We start from the raw sequence: 15,680 nt of genomic DNA on the forward strand, positions 1-15,680 counted from the left end.
CGAGATTGTATGTTTTTACAGTTTTGCTTTTTTACGATTTTTTGGTTCTGATTAAGTTTATTGGTTATGAAGAGTACAATGTTATCTGAGAGGGTAAGACGTGTGTTGATATTGGGCGGTGGTTGGGTTGGACAAGATGTTGCAGCGCTCCTATATAGTGATGGGTACGAGGTATGGATATCGACGACGTCTCTTGATAAGGTCGCTGTGTTTAAAGGATTGGGCTATCATGGGGTTTGTATTGACTTTGATGAAGGATTAAAAGAGCAGCAGGTACTTCCTGATTCATTTGATTTTGTTCTCAATTCTATACCCGCTGCATCGCGAAATACTAAAGATGTGCTCGATAGAAGGTTTAGGAATGTTCAATCCCTATTGCAGCAGCTCGTCTTTAAGAAGCATATTTTTTTAAGCTCTATTGGCGTTTATCCTGATAAAGATGGTTTGTATGATGAGGAATGGAACGATGAATTGGATGGGCGATTATTGGAGGCAGAGCAGGCCATGGGGAGCCTTCCTCTTACGTTGATATATCGACTGGGAGGTTTATTTGGGAAGGAGCGTATATTCGCAAAGTATTTTGGAGGGAGACTGTGTCAAACCGGTGACCAACCCGCTAATTTTGTGCATTTGGAGGATGTGACGGAGTTGATCAAGTTAGGATTTTTATCATTGGCTCCGCCGAATGTCTATAATATTGTCGCTCCAATACACCCAACAAAGAAAGAGGTTATTTTAGCGTCTGCGTCCAAGTACGGATTGCCTTTACCTACTGGTTTTGATCCTGTGACTAGCCATCAAAAGGTGGTATTGGGACAGAAGATTATGGACGAATTGGGGTATTCATATAAGTATCCTTCACCGCTATATTTTTAGTAAGTTTATATGGATAAAATTTTAAAGACAATGGCTTATAAGTTTGCAACTCGTGCGATACATGCCGGGCAGGAGGCCGATCCTGCTACTGGTGCTATAATGACTCCTATATATCAGACCTCTACTTATAAACAGCCGTATCCTGGTGAACATAAGGGGTATGAATATTCTCGGGGAACAAATCCTACGCGTAAAGCTTTAGAGGATTGTCTGGCATCATTGGAAAATGGTCAATATGGATTGGCTTTTGCTTCGGGGATGGCTGCAACGGACTGTGTGCTACGTCTGTTAAAACCAGGGGATGAGGTGTTGACCAGCGATGATCTCTATGGAGGATCCTATCGTATTTTTACCAAGGTATATGCAGATTATGGAATCAACTTTCGTTTTGTAGACACATCGAATACGGAAGCTATAGAGAAGGCAATTACCGAAAACACGAAGTTGATATGGATCGAGACTCCTACTAACCCAACGTTACAGCTTGCGGATTTGGAGGCTATTGGAAGGATTGCTAAGGCTGCTTCAATATGCTATGTAGTGGATAATACGTTTGCTTCGCCTTATTTGCAGAACCCATTGGATATGGGAGCTGATATCGTGATGCATTCTGCGACGAAGTACATCAATGGGCATTCGGATGTTGTAATGGGGGCGTTGGTCATGAATGATGAAGCGCTATATAGACGGTTGCGTTTTTATTACAATACCTGCGGAGGAACTCCTGGGCCTCAAGATTGTTTTTTAGCCCTGCGCGGTATTAAGACGCTTCATTTGCGCATGAGAGCACATTGTGAAAATGCAAGAAAAGTGGCGGAATTTCTGAAAGATCACCCTAAGATAGAGACTATTTATTGGCCTGGATTCGAAACGCATAAGGGGCATGAGATAGCAAAAAGACAAATGCGGGATTTTGGAGCAGTAGTTTCTGTGGTTTTACGCGGTGCTGATCTGGAGGAGACTTTTCGTATCGCTTCTAGGTTTAAGCTATTTTCGATAGCAGAGTCCTTAGGAGGTGTAGAGTCTATGGTTAATCATTCGGCGACGATGTCTCATGGTTCGATGACGAAAGAGGAGCGTGACCGTGTAGGTGTGGTTGATAATATGTTACGGCTTTCTGTCGGTATTGAAGATGCCGATGATTTGATAGCAGATTTAAAGCAAGCGTTGGAATAGTATGGGGAGTTTTAATCTGAAGGAATTTCTTGATAAAAAGGTGGAGGAGTATAATCGTCCGGAGTTTATAGAAAATGATCCGATATTGATCCCTCATCTTTTTAGTGATAAGAAGGATATCGAAATCATGGGCTTTATTGCTGCTATCTTGGCATGGGGACAGCGGAAGACTATTATTAATAAATGTAAAGAGCTAATCGATAGGATGGATGGTGCGCCTTATGATTTTATCCGAAATCATAAGGATGTTGATCTCAAGAGCTTGTTGGGATTTAAGCATCGTACTTTTAATGATACGGATCTGCTTTACTTTGTTGCTTTCTTTAGACACCATTATATGGAATCTGATTCGTTGGAGGATGCTTTTTTGATAGGGCAGGAGGCTGGGTATCCCTCGATCGATATTGAGATAGCATTAAATAGGTTTAAAGCTTATTTTTTTTCATTAGCAGATTATCCTACACGTACGAGAAAACATGTGAGTTCGCCCTTTCAAAAATCCACTTGCAAGCGGTTAAATATGTTTTTGCGCTGGATGGTACGACGTGATACACAAGGGGTAGATTTTGGAATCTGGGAGAAGATATCACCGGCTCAGTTGGTATGTCCCTGTGATGTGCATGTGGAAAGGGTCGCACGTAAATTTGGACTAATTACATTGGATAAAGTCAATTGGAACACTGCTGTAGAACTGACAGATAACCTTTTGATTCTGGATCCGGATGACCCGGTAAAATATGATTTTGCTTTGTTTGGACTAGGGGTAGAACGCGAAATGTAATAGCTTTTGAACGAGTGGTTATAGCATCTTAAACATTTCGCGATGTGGTCCTATTCCTGGAATATCGAATTCGTCGGACATATATTCGAATCCTAATGCTTCGTAAAAGGGGAAGGCGATAGTACGTGCGTTGAACCAAAGATAGTCGATATGTAGCTGGGATCGAAGATGCTCCATGGCGGCTAGCAGTAATTGTGCAGCGTATCCCTTGCGCCTACCTTCAGGAGCTGTTGCCATGCCGCGTAATCTATAGGCTGATTTTGGGAGTTTGCCATGATTCTCTTGCATGCAAGTCAGTATACAGACTAGTTTGTCTTCTTCGAAATATCCCATATGAAATGTTGTGGGATATAGGTCATGGTCAAAAAGACATTTTGTATAATCTATTCCATTTTGAAGTACCTCGGAGCGAAGAGGGAGCGTTTGCTCTGCTGTTATAAAGCGTATCACAACGAACTTATTTTGTGTAATATGTCTACCAATCTATTGGAATAGCCAAACTCATTATCATACCAACCTACAACTTTGACCAACCCGCCGACAATAGACGTCAATTGCGCATCGAAGACACAAGAGTACGGGTTGTTGATAATGTCAACAGATACGATTGGATCTTCCGTATAGTATAACACTTGTTTGAGACTCCCAGCTGCAGCTGCCTTGAACTTTTCGTTGATCTCTGCTACTGTAGTTTTTTTCTTGAGCGTACAGGTAAAATCAGTAAGTGAACCATTCAATACAGGTACACGGATGCCTGCTCCACCAAGTTTTCCTTCCAAGTGAGGGAAGACATTGGTTATCGCTTTTGCAGCACCTGTGCTGGTAGGGATGATAGACGAAGAGGCTGCTCTCGCTCTGCGTAAATCTCTATGAGGAGCATCATGCAGGTTCTGGTCTCCAGTCATGGAGTGTACCGTGGTAATATAGCCATCTTCTATTTGCCAGTTTTCATCCAATATCTTTACTAAAGGGGCAACATTGTTGGTGGTACAGGAAGCATTCGAGAAAATAGGAGCATGCCAATCAAAATCGATGTCGTTTATCCCTAATACTACAGTAGGGACATCCTTATCCGAAGAGGGAGCTGAAATAAGAACTTGTTTGGCTCCTGCAGCTAGATGTAAATTAGCCTTTTCGCGAGCGGTGAAAAATCCAGTAGATTCTACAACGAGATCAATCTGTAACGTGGACCAAGGTAGGTCTACTGGATTTTTTTCGTTCAGTATTGTTATTTTATTGCCGTTCACACTTATAAAATCCGCACCATGCGAAATATCTCCTGGAAAAGGGCCATGTACTGAGTCGTATTTCAGTAAATGTGCCAGCGTAGCGGAATCTGTGAGGTCATTTATAGCTATAACTTCAATGTTTGGAAGTTGACGAGCCAATAGGTTGCGCAAGGTGTGTCTACCTATACGACCAAAGCCATTTATTGCTATTTTCATATGTGGATAATCTTTCTTTTAACGGCGATTAACTTGTTCCGATATATCGGAATGGAATATCCTAACTGCTGTGTTGGAGCTCTTGCTTCCAATGCCACATGGATATTTCATGGGGGGTATCACTTGTTGTGTTGGGCTTATTATTTAGTGTAGGCTGCTACTATTTCGTTGATATTTTTGTCTCCATCCCAATGGGCCTGTAACTTATTGTCTTTATCGTATACATAATTGGCCGGGAATTGCGTAGGAACGTGGAATTTTTGAATAAATTCCTGGTTTCTGTCATAAAGGACTTCAACATTCGGTTTATCGACAAGTTCTTTAGCAAATGTTTCTAAGAAAGATGCCATTAAGGCGGGGTCATTCATAGAAACGAAGTAGATATTGATTCCTTTAATGCGGTCGTAGTTTTTTCCTAATGCTGCTGCTTCTGTTCTGCAGTGTGAACAGCCTGGATCAAAAAGAATGAAGGCGGTTTTTTTTCCTTTTGGAATGTCTGTATTTGTAAATGAGATACCAGATTTTACTTTATAAAATGTAAAGGTCGGGATTTGCGCAATAGGGTCACCCTGAGCAAGATTGGACGTGTTGTTTGCAGGCGCTTGGGTAGTGGTATTATTAGTGCTGTTTGCATGCGCACTATGGTCGTGACCTTGATGTGCGTCAGCCTCCGTTTTGTTCTGTTCCGTATTACTTGAGGTATTAGAGCAACTAGATAACCCCAACGATACGCTTACAATAAGATAAGCTGGTATAATCATTTTCTTCATACGTTTGTTTTTTATCCCTACAAACTTATATAAAATGCTTTGTATTCAACGAATGTACATCGTAAAAAACTATGAATCTGACGTTGTGATGTTGAATCTAATAGGCATAAAAAAAGGCTACCGTTCGGTAGCCTTTTTTATATGATATGGGTGACGATTAAGGTGTCACTACTTTTACTTTTTCTTCAGCGGGCTTAGCAATAGCTTTGCCTTTTCCTAAGTCATATACAGTAGGAGCTGCTAGTACGATAGACGAGTATGTACCTACAATGATACCGATTAAGATTGCAAAAGAGAAACCTCTAATCACCTCTCCACCGAATACGAACAATACTGCAAGTACGAAGATAATTGTTAATGAAGTAATAATGGTACGACTCAAAGTGGTATTGATCGCTTGATTTACAACATCTCCAAAATATCTATTCATACCTTTTGACTTGCTTACATCTTCACGGATACGGTCAAATACAACTACTGTATCATTGACCGAATAGGCTAGTACAGTAAGGAAAGCCGCTACAAAGTGCTGGTCAATATCCAATGAGAATGGTACGATACCATCTAATATGGAGAATAGACCTAGTAGGATAATACCATCATGTATAGTTGCTACAGCTGCACCAACTGAATACTGCCATTTATGGAAACGTACTAAGATATAAGCTGCAATGATTAACACAGAAAGGATACTAGACCAAACTGCTCTTCCTTTGATATCGGAAGCAATAGATGGACCTACTTTTTGAGAAGAAAGGATTTCGTATTTGTTTCCTTGCTCTTTGGATAGACCTTCATTTAATTTTGCTAATACTTCTGCATCCGCTTCATCCGAAGTTTCGGTGATATGGTATGTTGTTGTGACACGTACTTGATTCTCGCTACCAAATGTTTTTACTTCTGTTGTGGATTGGAACGTTTCATCTAGGTTTTTACGAATCGTTTCAAGATCTACAACTTTGTCATAACGTACAGTGTAGGTACGTCCACCTTGGAAGTCTACACCTAATGTGAAGCCTTTAGTGAAGACAAAACCTAAAGAAACTGCTACAGCGATCAGTGATACGACATAGAATTTCTTACGGTTTTTAATGAATTGATAGTTCGCATTTTGAAGTGTTTTCTCCGACCATGGGAATGAAACTGATATTTTCATATCTCTGTCTAACATAAACTCGAAAATTAAACGAGAGATGAAAATAGACGTAAATAGTGACGTGATAATACCAATCATCAATGTTGTTGCAAAACCTAAGATAGGTCCTGATCCGAAGAAGAATAATACAACACCAACTAGGAATGTTGTGATTTGTGAGTCTAAGATAGACGGTAATGCATGTTTATAACCATCGGCTATAGCTTGACGAATACTTTTGCCTAGACGGAGTTCTTCACGTATACGTTCGTATATCAGTACGTTGGCATCCACGGCCGTACCCATAGTCAATACGATACCAGCGATACCAGGTAAGGTTAATACAGCATTTAATGATGCCAAAATACCTAGTAAGAAGAATACGTTGAATAATACAGCAATGTTGGCAGCCCAACCTGCTCTGTTGTAGTAGACAACCATGAATATCATGACGACTACAATACCAATTACGGCAGAGTTAACACCAGAGTCAATTGCTGCTTGTCCTAATGAAGGACCAACAATAGCTTCTTCTACGATTTTAGCGGTTGTAGGAAGGCGACCTGCTTTCAATACGTTGGCTAAATCTTTCGTATCTTCAATTGTGAAGTTACCGGATATTGAAGAGCTACCTCCCGGAATTTCATTGCTTACAGTAGGAGCAGAGTAAACAACTCCATCTAAAACGATAGCTATCGATGCTTTAGTCTGTGCTGCTTTAGCTGTGATGCGTCTCCATTCTTTTGCACCATAAGAGTTCATCTGCATAGATACTTCAGGGGCATTGGTCTGCGGGTTGAAAGCATCTCTAGCGTCTGTAATAACTTCACCTGTTAATACTGCACCATGTTCACCTGGGATTGGTTTTATAGCATACAGCGATAAGAAGTTAGGGCTACGGTGCTCCGGTTTTACCGCCCACATCAATTTTAAGTTTGAAGGAATCTGGGATTTGATCTCCGGTCTTGCCAAGTAAGCATTTACTTTGGCAGTGTCTTTTAGATTAGCGATACCAACCTGAGCTCCAGGAGCTAGTTGTTGTTGTCCATTTTCAGCTTGGTATATTGATGGCATCAATACACTGAATAATGGGTTTTCTGCAGCCATATTTGCCGCTACTGCGGTAGAATCTTGTTTGTCGCCTTTGTTTGCAGACAAATTAGCAAGTAGGTTGTCTTCTTTTTTTGTACTGTCTACTGCTGCTGAATCTGTGGTTACAGTAGTTTTTGCAGGTTCGTTAGATTTTAAAGAGCTCGCTAAAGAACGGTTAATGTTATCTAACAATGGATAGATCTGTACATTATCATGCGTCTCATAGAATTCTAATTTGGCTGACCCTTGTAAGAGTTTGCGTACGCGGCTCTCGTCATTGACACCAGGCAGCTCAATAAGGATACGGTTGGTTCCTTGTTGAATCTGAATGTTTGGAGATGCAACACCAAATTTGTCGATACGTGTACGTAATACTTTGTAGGAGTTCTGGATCGCGTTATCAGCTTCTTTTTGAAGGAAGTTTTTTAAATCGGAATCTGAACTTGTTGCTTTAATGAAAGCAGAATTGTCTTTTGTCGCAAAGAATGAAGCTAAACTAGCAGATGCACCACTAGCTTTATAATCTTCGATAAAAAGGTCGACAACGGATTTGTTTGACGATTTACTTTTTTGAATTGCTGAGTTTAGAGAAGTATTAAACTTTTCGTCTTTTGGATTGTTAGCTAAGTTTTTAATCAACTCATCTAAAGAAATCTCCATAGTGACGTTCATACCTCCTTTAAGATCTAGCCCTAGAGCAAGTTCATAGGATTTACATTCTCTGTACGTGTACTTGGCAAATCCCAAGTTATAAACCGTTTCGCCCGCAATGGAATCGAGGTATGCTTTTTCCTTTGCGATATCGCCTCCTGCATATGCCTCAGCTTCACGTTCCACTTTTCTTGTTACAAAAGTGAATGATAAAGAATAGAGACAAGCTAATGCCACTATTATTACCAAAAATTTAATCAGCCCTTTACTCTGCATTTTCTGTATTCGTCTATTAGTTTGATATAGTTTATGTTTTTTAATTGCTTTAAATCTCGTGAAAATATGTCAAAGTATCGTTAATCATTGGACTAAAAAGGACGGTAAAGTCTTTTTTGCTGGCTTGGATTATACTTAACACTTTGACAAAATATATTTTACCAAGAATCGCAAAGGTATAAAAATTTTGTATAATGAAAACAAAATATATGGATAACTATTGAAAAGTTTTTGTTATGGGAATATGAAGAAAATGTTGACAGAAGTGTCTATTGTGGAGGTGCCTTTGGCGCAATTGGAATGTTTGTTTCCAATTGCGCTATGAATAGGCTTTTTGTTTCAACTATGCCTGTTTTTCGACCATAGCATAGGGTTGTGGTGTTTTGTGTGTGTACTATTTTAAAGTGAACTTGAATCCTAGCGTGAATCTTGAAGGTTCGAAGCTAGAATTGTGCGTTAGATTCCACCAGGGCTTCCAGTCAAAATGAAAGGCCAACGGAGCGGAAGGTATCTTGAATTCGAGACCTACGGCAGGACGAATAGCAACATGGGTGTGGTTGTCGCGGTGTTTGTCGTCAAACCAAATGCTGTTATTGTCGAGAAAGGTCAGCTGCGGGCCTATTCCGACATACCAACTGAGGCCGCGAGCTCCACGGATCGGCTGGTTGTAGGAGTAGTCAACTCCTATCAATGTGACATTGTCCCCGAATAGTACCTGTGCGTTACCGGCATTTTGATTGTCAAAAAAGTGTTTGATCTGTGGACCACCTAAGGTGGGACCATCACCTACGTCTATACCTACCCCTAGGGCAGTTCTATAGGACTGTGCCTTTACGGTAGCAGAGGAGCCGACTAACAGAGCTATCGAAAATACAGATAGAGCCAATTTTTTCATATGTATATAATTATTAAATGATCTGCCAGTTGGCAGATCGGTTTGTTTTTTAAAATTGTCATCTGGAATACTCATGGTAGATGCTTCGCTAAACATGAGTATTTCATTTGAGCTTTTATTTATTAGAATTTAAAGTGTGATGAAGCTTTATCACGATTGCCTAGTCTTAATGAAGATAGCGGCATGTGTTGGAACTTCATCTTTATAGTTGTGTTTGATAGGGCTTAGCAAAGAACTTGCCAAAATGTATAGGTGGCCTTAATTGTTGGTTAAAAAAAGAATATAATCTGAACGTCATTTAATAGAGTGCGTTATTTTTATTTTGGTATTTTGATAAAAATTTGTAATTTTGCCTGGCAAATAGAAAACCCACAAGATATTTGCCATGCAATTAGATCCACAAAAATTCGTAGCTGAAGGTCTCACATATGACGATGTATTATTAATACCAGCTTACTCCGAGATTCTACCTAGAGATGTAGATACAAGCACTTTTTTGACGAAGAAGATAAAACTAAATATACCGTTGGTTTCGGCTGCGATGGATACAGTCACGGGATCTGATTTAGCAATTGCTATTGCACAGGCTGGTGGAATAGGGATGTTACATAAGAACATGACTATTGGTGAACAAGCTGCTGAGGTGCGTAAAGTAAAGCGTTCAGAAAGTGGTATGATTCAGGATCCTGTCACCCTGTTGGAGTCCGCTACAGTGGGGGATGCATTCAGTATCATGAAAGAGCATAAGATCGGAGGTATCCCAGTTATTGATTTGGATGGTAAACTGGTCGGTATTGTTACAAATCGGGATTTGCGTTTTCAAAAAAATATGGCTCGTCCTATTAATGAGTTGATGACGAAGGATAATCTTGTTGTTGCTCCTGAAGGAACGGATCTGGTTAGAGCTGAGGAGATTCTTCAGAACCATAAAATTGAGAAACTGCCTGTGGTCGACAATAACTACATGTTGAAGGGGCTGATTACATTTAAAGATATACAGAAATATAAGCACTATCCTAATGCAGCAAAAGATGAGCATGGACGCTTATTGGTTGGAGCTGCTGTAGGGGTTACAGGAGATACATTGGAAAGGGTTGATGCATTGGTGAAAGCTGGAGTTGACGTAATTACGATTGACACGGCACATGGTCATTCTCTAGGTGTAATTAATAAGTTGAAAGAGGTTAAGGCGAAATATCCTGATTTGCAGGTTATTGTTGGTAATATTGCTACTGGAGCAGCTGCGAAAGATCTTGCAGATGCAGGTGCAGATGCTGTTAAAGTTGGTATTGGCCCAGGTTCAATATGTACTACTCGTATTATTGCTGGGGTTGGGGTTCCGCAGTTGTATGCTATTTATGAAGTCGCTAAAGCATTGAAAGGTACGGGTGTGCCTTTGATCGCAGATGGTGGAATAAAGCAGACGGGAGATATCGCTAAGGCTATTGCTGCAGGTGCATATACGATTATGGCAGGGTCGCTTTTCGCTGGTGTAGAAGAAGCTCCAGGTGAGACTATTTTGCTCGAAGGACGTAAGTTTAAATCTTATAGAGGGATGGGGTCTATCGAGGCCATGGAGAAAGGTTCGAAAGACCGTTATTTCCAGGATGTAGAAGATGATATTAAGAAGTTGGTGCCTGAAGGAATTGTTGGTAGGGTACCTTATAAAGGAACTTTGGCTGAGGTAGTGTATCAATATATTGGTGGATTGCGTGCTTCTATGGGGTACTGTGGTGCTGCATCTATTGAGAAACTACAGGAAGCACAGTTTGTACGAATCACCGGAGCTGGCTTGAGAGAGTCACATCCTCATAATATTCAGATTACAAAAGAGGCGCCAAATTACAATAGTAGAGGGTAGTTTGTTTTTGTAAAATAAGTAAAAAGGAAGGCATCGGAGGACGATGCCTTCCTTTTTTTGTTTGCTTTTCAATATTTATAACTGTAAATTGTCATTGGTTATCAACTTTATATGTCATTTATTTAAAAATATAGTTATGGGAAAAGGAGATAAAAAGACAAGAAGAGGTAAGATCGTAATGGGATCATATGGTAAACGGAGACCGGGACGGAAAAAAGAAGCTATAAAAAGTCAGACCGTTCCAAAAGATAGTGAATAGGCAACCGAAAGGTTGCTTTTTTATTGGGGTAGCTTTCTCGAGCCATATATTGAATCTTTTGTTTATTATTTTTGTATAAAAAATCATATTTAAATATGATTTTAACAAAATAATATGCTTTTTAATATTAAAATGTATATTTGTTTGTTGCTTTTGAAGGTTTTTTGTTTTTGAAACAGCTTTCTGGGCAGACTAATCAGTGAGACGAAAGGATCATACATAATTTATTGAAATGAAATTAAGTCAAAAACAAGCCGTATTTGAGAATGAAGTGCTCACGCGCTTTGATTTATTTAAAAGTCTGTTTTTAACGTTGCCTTTTCAACGTGTAAAACATACTGGGACATTGCTTCCTTTTTTTACTACACACTGTGAGCAGGGGGTTGAAAAGAATTCTACACCGGAGGCTATAATCGATAGTTTTTTTCAGCAGTATGAGCAATATATACAGGATGAAGATCGTGTGGATCTTCTGTTCAGGATTGTTCAGTATATCGAGCGTCAAGTTGTCTTATTTGATGCTATAGAAGACTCCTCTTTTCAATCTGTTGGGAAAAGCGATGAAATAGGAGGATTGAACTCTTTGTTCAAATTGGCTCAAAATGATGCTAAGCTGAAAAAGCAACTGGTGGAGAAATTGCGTGATTTTTCTGTGCGTTTGGTATTAACAGCCCACCCTACACAGTTCTATCCGGGACCAGTATTAGGGATAATCAATGATCTCATTGCAGCTATAAAGGCAAATGATATTTCGAATATTCATCTTTTACTTCAACAATTGGGCAAGACTCCTTTTATCAAGCAGCAGCGCCCTACGCCAGTGGACGAGGCAGTGAGTTTGGCTTGGTACTTAGAGAATGTTTTTTATAAAGTTACTTCTGGAATCCAGTCTAAAATTGATGACGAATTAGAGGTACCGTCAGAGGATGTGAAGCAGTTGATAGAGTTGGGGTTTTGGCCTGGCGGAGATCGTGATGGCAATCCGAACGTGACCGTCGAAAGTACAAAACGTGTTGCGGGGATGCTTAGGACTATTCTATTCCGTTGTTATTACCGTGATTTTAGAGTGGTGAAACGACGTATTACTTTTAAGGGGGTGGAAGGTTATTTGGAGAACCTACAGGAGCTGTTTTATACAAACAGTTTTCACACCGTGGAAAATCCTAAAGATGATACCGTAGAGATACTGGAAAATTTGAACGCAATTAGAGAGGTACTTCATTCTCTACACAATGGTTTGTTTGTTGAGCTTGTTGAAGATTTAATCCGCAAGGTGAATACATTTGGTTGTTATTTTACGACATTGGACATTCGTCAAGATAGTTCTGTATTGCGGCAAACAATAAATTATTTGGTCCAAGAGCATGGTGATAAGTTGAATGTAGATGTTGCACAACTTGCCAAAGATGAAGAAAGCAAACAGAAGGCGCTTCCTTTTACAGAAGATAATCTAGCCTATGGAGATGATGCAGCTCCGTTGGTAAAAGATACGGTCGGTGTCATACAGTTATTGAAGGATATTCAGCGCTCGGGAGGGGAGCGTGCAGCTCAGCGGTTTATTATTTCTAATTGTCAACAGGCCTCAGATATACTGGGATTGATGCAGTTGTTCTTATGGGAAGGTTGGCAAGCAGACAAGCTGTTTATCGATTTTGTACCGCTATTCGAGACCGTTGATGATTTGGCGCGGGCCTCAGACGTGATGCGTACACTGTATCGTAACCCTATTTATGCGGCGCATCTACAAAGGAGAGGGAATAAGCAGACTATTATGTTGGGGTTCTCTGATAGTACAAAAGATGGGGGCTACCTTATGGCCAATTGGTCTATTTATAATGCAAAGATGGAGTTGACTGCGTTGGCGCGGGAATATAGCGTGGATTTAGTGTTTTTTGATGGTCGTGGTGGACCTCCGGCCCGTGGAGGAGGGAAGACTCAGCGGTTTTATGCCTCTATGGGGACTGAGATAGAGAATAAGCATATACAATTGACTATACAGGGGCAGACTATCAGTAGTCAATATGGATCGCTGGATACCGCACAGTATAATATAGAACAGCTATTGCATGCGGGGTTGATTTCAGAAATAAAGCAAAATCAAGGGGATACGCTGACGGAAAAGCAAAAACAGATTATAGAGGATATGGCGGAGGCTAGTCATATTAAGTTTTTGTCTTTACGTAATCACCCGCTTTTTTTAAAGTATCTAGAGGCATTGAGTCCTTTGAAAGCCCTTTCTTCTATCAATATAAGTAGTCGGCCTGTGAAACGAAATTCTGATAAGGATCTTCGATTAGAGGATCTCCGGGCAATTTCTTTTGTGACTTCTTGGAGTCAGCTTAAACAAAATATTCCAGGTTTCTTCGGCGTTGGGACAGCCTTGCAGTGGGCGGAAGAAAATAACTTGTGGTCTTATGTACGTAATCTTTATGAAAACTCAGGTTTTTTCAATACGCTTATCGATAACTGTATGATGTCTATGACGAAGTCTAATTTTGCAATTACGTCGTATATGAAAGATGATCCTACTTTTGGTGAGTTCTGGCGTATACTCTATGACGAATATCTCAAGACTAAGAGTTATTTATTGAAATTGAGTGGTGCGAATGTGCTTATGGAAAATTATCCAGTGGAGCGGGCATCGATTCTAGAGCGCGAAAAAATTGTATTGCCTCTTTTGATTATCCAACATTATGCTATTCGAAGATTGCGTGAAGCGAACCTCTCTGTGGAGCAAGAAGATGTATATAGAAAGCTTATTGGACGTACAATATATGGGGTTGTAAATGCAGGTAGGAATCTTGCATAATAGATAATCCGAAAGTATGGCGTATTCTGATAGATATTTTATATTTTTGTATTCGAGAAAAAAGAATTAAAATGAAATTAAATACTTTATTTTTTGCCGCAGTATGTGCAGGTACTTTGTTTAACTCTTGTGTGGATAAAACAGCAAGAGAGAATCAGTTGAAATACACTCATACTACTTTAGTAGACGGTGATGCGTTTTCTGCTTTCCAGAAAATTGGAGAAGCAGCACAGGTAGGTGTAATTGTTGCTGAACATGAAGAGGCTAACGGTGATGCAAAATCGAAAGAGGTTGCCGCAAAAGTGAAAGCTTATTACGCAGAATTGATTCCGTCTCTGGATACTATCGCTAGAACGGTGCAAATCGATTTTCCTATCAAGGGTGTGCCTGCTCCAGAATTGACTACTGCTCATGCAACGGACTCTACTGCTTCAACAAATGTAAAGCATACTGACTATGTGCATAATGCACAGCATGAAATAGGGTTGATAAAGGAACAGTTGACACGTTTGACTCGCAATACGAATGAAGATTTACGCGCTTTTGCTGAAAAGCAAGTGAGTATTGTATCTGAAGTTTACAAACAGATTGGTGGTAAAGAAGAAGCTCATTCACACCATTAATAGCTGTTTTACGCTATAAAAAAGGGAACATATATATGTTCCCTTTTTTATTATATATTAATTCTAACGTTGATTTAACGAAAAATTAATATTAAAATGTTATTATTGGCAGATTAAAAAAATATAATGCCGGTGAGATACGCAGCCATAGATATAGGGTCCAATGCAGTCCGATTGTTGATTGCTGATATTTTAGAAAAGAAAGAGGAGGTGGTTTATACGAAGAATACACTGCTTCGTGTGCCATTACGTTTGGGAGATGACGCTTTTATTGATAAGCGTATATCGATCGGTAAATTTCAGGATATGGTCAAAACCATGCGTGCTTTTAGAAACCTAATGGATGTTTATAAAGTCACGGATTATATGGCCTGTGCCACATCGGCGATGCGGGACTCGGACAATGGGGCGGAGGTCGTTAAAGCTTGTCAGGAGGAGGGAATTGATATACAGATTGTGGATGGTGGGATAGAAGCTAAAATTATCTATAATTCTTATTTGAGCAATACCATCGACAAGACTAAAGTGTATTTGTATATTGATGTTGGGGGAGGAAGTACAGAGATAACGCTATTTGCAAATGGTGAACTTGTTGACTCACAGTCTTTCAATTTGGGGACTATCCGTATATTGGATAATCAAGATCAACCCGAGACCTGGGATAAAATGAGACGCTGGGTCAAGGAAAAAACAAGAGGTTATAAGAATATCTATGGCATAGGTACTGGTGGTAACATTAATAAGCTGTCACGTATCGCAAATGAAAAGGGAGATAAACCGATGACTTATGCTAAGCTGAAGGCGATATTTGATCATCTGAATTCGTTTTCGTTAAAAGATCGTATCCATGAACTGGGATTGCGTTCAGATCGTGCTGATGTTATTATACCGGCTTCAGAAATTTTTCTAACGATTATGAAGGTGGGACATCTGAAAAACATTGTGGCTCCGCGAGTTGGATTGGTCGATGGAATTATTCAGACCCTTATTGATAAGAATTTTAAAAATAATAGGTAAAAATAGCTTGTGAC

The 15,680-nt window shown here is 39.8% G+C and carries 13 protein-coding genes; 8 read left to right on the forward strand and 5 right to left on the reverse strand.

The window, feature by feature from the left end:
• Window positions 1-66 precede the first annotated feature (66 nt).
• Genes CLV99_RS12050 through CLV99_RS12060 form a run of 3 tightly spaced genes read left to right on the forward strand, consistent with a single transcriptional unit; the run spans window position 67 to window position 2,833 of the window.
• Entirely contained in the window at window positions 67-876 is an 810-nt protein-coding gene (locus CLV99_RS12050) for a Rossmann-fold NAD(P)-binding domain-containing protein (protein ID WP_133584758.1), read from the forward strand.
• Window positions 877-885: 9 nt separating this feature from the next.
• A complete protein-coding gene (locus tag CLV99_RS12055) occupies window positions 886-2,052 on the forward strand; it encodes a cystathionine gamma-synthase (protein WP_246032753.1) in 1,167 nt (388 codons plus the stop codon).
• A gap of 1 nt (window position 2,053) precedes the next feature.
• Window positions 2,054-2,833 (forward strand): TIGR02757 family protein, encoded by a 780-nt coding sequence (locus CLV99_RS12060; protein ID WP_133584759.1) that lies wholly within the window; start codon window positions 2,054-2,056, stop codon window positions 2,831-2,833.
• Between the two features lie 18 nt (window positions 2,834-2,851).
• Here the strand turns inward: CLV99_RS12060 and CLV99_RS12065 are convergent, their stop codons facing one another.
• The 5 genes from CLV99_RS12065 to CLV99_RS12085 form a co-directional block, all read right to left on the reverse strand.
• Complete coding sequence (locus CLV99_RS12065; RefSeq protein WP_133584760.1) at window positions 2,852-3,283, reverse strand: GNAT family N-acetyltransferase; 432 nt, start codon at window positions 3,281-3,283, stop codon at window positions 2,852-2,854.
• Window positions 3,280-4,278, reverse strand: coding sequence for a type I glyceraldehyde-3-phosphate dehydrogenase (gene gap / locus CLV99_RS12070; protein ID WP_133584761.1), 999 nt, complete (start codon window positions 4,276-4,278; stop codon window positions 3,280-3,282). Before gap ends, CLV99_RS12065 begins: the two co-directional genes overlap by 4 nt.
• Before the next feature lie 140 nt (window positions 4,279-4,418).
• Window positions 4,419-5,048: a peroxiredoxin family protein gene (locus CLV99_RS12075; protein ID WP_133584762.1), complete on the reverse strand. Its 630-nt coding sequence runs from the start codon at window positions 5,046-5,048 to the stop codon at window positions 4,419-4,421.
• A 157-nt stretch (window positions 5,049-5,205) separates the two neighbouring features.
• The gene (secDF, locus tag CLV99_RS12080) at window positions 5,206-8,202 is read right to left on the reverse strand and encodes a protein translocase subunit SecDF (protein ID WP_133584763.1); all 2,997 of its coding nucleotides are present in this window, start codon (window positions 8,200-8,202) and stop codon (window positions 5,206-5,208) included.
• 394 nt (window positions 8,203-8,596) lie between these two features.
• Window positions 8,597-9,097 carry a hypothetical protein gene (locus CLV99_RS12085; RefSeq protein WP_133585096.1) on the reverse strand — a complete coding sequence of 167 codons (501 nt, stop codon included), beginning with the start codon at window positions 9,095-9,097 and terminating at the stop codon, window positions 8,597-8,599.
• A 385-nt stretch (window positions 9,098-9,482) separates the two neighbouring features.
• Between CLV99_RS12085 and guaB the strand changes: the two genes are divergently transcribed.
• The 5 genes from guaB (at window position 9,483) to CLV99_RS12110 (ending at window position 15,666) form a co-directional block, all read left to right on the forward strand.
• On the forward strand, window positions 9,483-10,958 hold the full coding sequence (gene guaB / locus CLV99_RS12090) for an IMP dehydrogenase (RefSeq protein WP_133584764.1): 1,476 nt from the start codon (window positions 9,483-9,485) through the stop codon (window positions 10,956-10,958).
• A 136-nt stretch (window positions 10,959-11,094) separates the two neighbouring features.
• Window positions 11,095-11,217, forward strand: a complete 123-nt coding sequence (locus CLV99_RS12095) for a 30S ribosomal protein THX (protein WP_133584765.1) — start codon at window positions 11,095-11,097, stop codon at window positions 11,215-11,217.
• Between the two features lie 232 nt (window positions 11,218-11,449).
• The gene (locus tag CLV99_RS12100; protein WP_133584766.1) at window positions 11,450-14,026 is read left to right on the forward strand and encodes a phosphoenolpyruvate carboxylase; all 2,577 of its coding nucleotides are present in this window, start codon (window positions 11,450-11,452) and stop codon (window positions 14,024-14,026) included.
• A 71-nt stretch (window positions 14,027-14,097) separates the two neighbouring features.
• On the forward strand, window positions 14,098-14,649 hold the full coding sequence (locus tag CLV99_RS12105; protein WP_133584767.1) for a hypothetical protein: 552 nt from the start codon (window positions 14,098-14,100) through the stop codon (window positions 14,647-14,649).
• 132 nt (window positions 14,650-14,781) lie between these two features.
• A complete protein-coding gene (locus CLV99_RS12110; protein ID WP_133585097.1) occupies window positions 14,782-15,666 on the forward strand; it encodes a Ppx/GppA phosphatase family protein in 885 nt (294 codons plus the stop codon).
• Window positions 15,667-15,680 lie beyond the last annotated feature (14 nt).

Source organism: Sphingobacterium yanglingense (assembly GCF_004363245.1).
Classification (GTDB): Bacteria; Bacteroidota; Bacteroidia; order Sphingobacteriales; family Sphingobacteriaceae; genus Sphingobacterium; species Sphingobacterium yanglingense.

Bases quoted from the DNA above. Each gene is read 5' to 3' on its own strand.
- CLV99_RS12085 (WP_133585096.1), bottom strand. From the start codon at position 9,097: ATGAAAAAATTGGCTCTATCTGTATTTTCGATAGCTCTGTTAGTCGGC.
- CLV99_RS12075 (WP_133584762.1), bottom strand. From the start codon at position 5,048: ATGAAGAAAATGATTATACCAGCTTATCTTATTGTAAGCGTATCGTTG.
- CLV99_RS12060 (WP_133584759.1), top strand. From the start codon at position 2,054: ATGGGGAGTTTTAATCTGAAGGAATTTCTTGATAAAAAGGTGGAGGAG.
- secDF (WP_133584763.1), bottom strand. From the start codon at position 8,202: ATGCAGAGTAAAGGGCTGATTAAATTTTTGGTAATAATAGTGGCATTA.
- guaB (WP_133584764.1), top strand. From the start codon at position 9,483: ATGCAATTAGATCCACAAAAATTCGTAGCTGAAGGTCTCACATATGAC.
- CLV99_RS12105 (WP_133584767.1), top strand. From the start codon at position 14,098: ATGAAATTAAATACTTTATTTTTTGCCGCAGTATGTGCAGGTACTTTG.
- CLV99_RS12095 (WP_133584765.1), top strand. From the start codon at position 11,095: ATGGGAAAAGGAGATAAAAAGACAAGAAGAGGTAAGATCGTAATGGGA.
- CLV99_RS12100 (WP_133584766.1), top strand. From the start codon at position 11,450: ATGAAATTAAGTCAAAAACAAGCCGTATTTGAGAATGAAGTGCTCACG.
- CLV99_RS12050 (WP_133584758.1), top strand. From the start codon at position 67: ATGAAGAGTACAATGTTATCTGAGAGGGTAAGACGTGTGTTGATATTG.
- CLV99_RS12055 (WP_246032753.1), top strand. From the start codon at position 886: ATGGATAAAATTTTAAAGACAATGGCTTATAAGTTTGCAACTCGTGCG.
- gap (WP_133584761.1), bottom strand. From the start codon at position 4,278: ATGAAAATAGCAATAAATGGCTTTGGTCGTATAGGTAGACACACCTTG.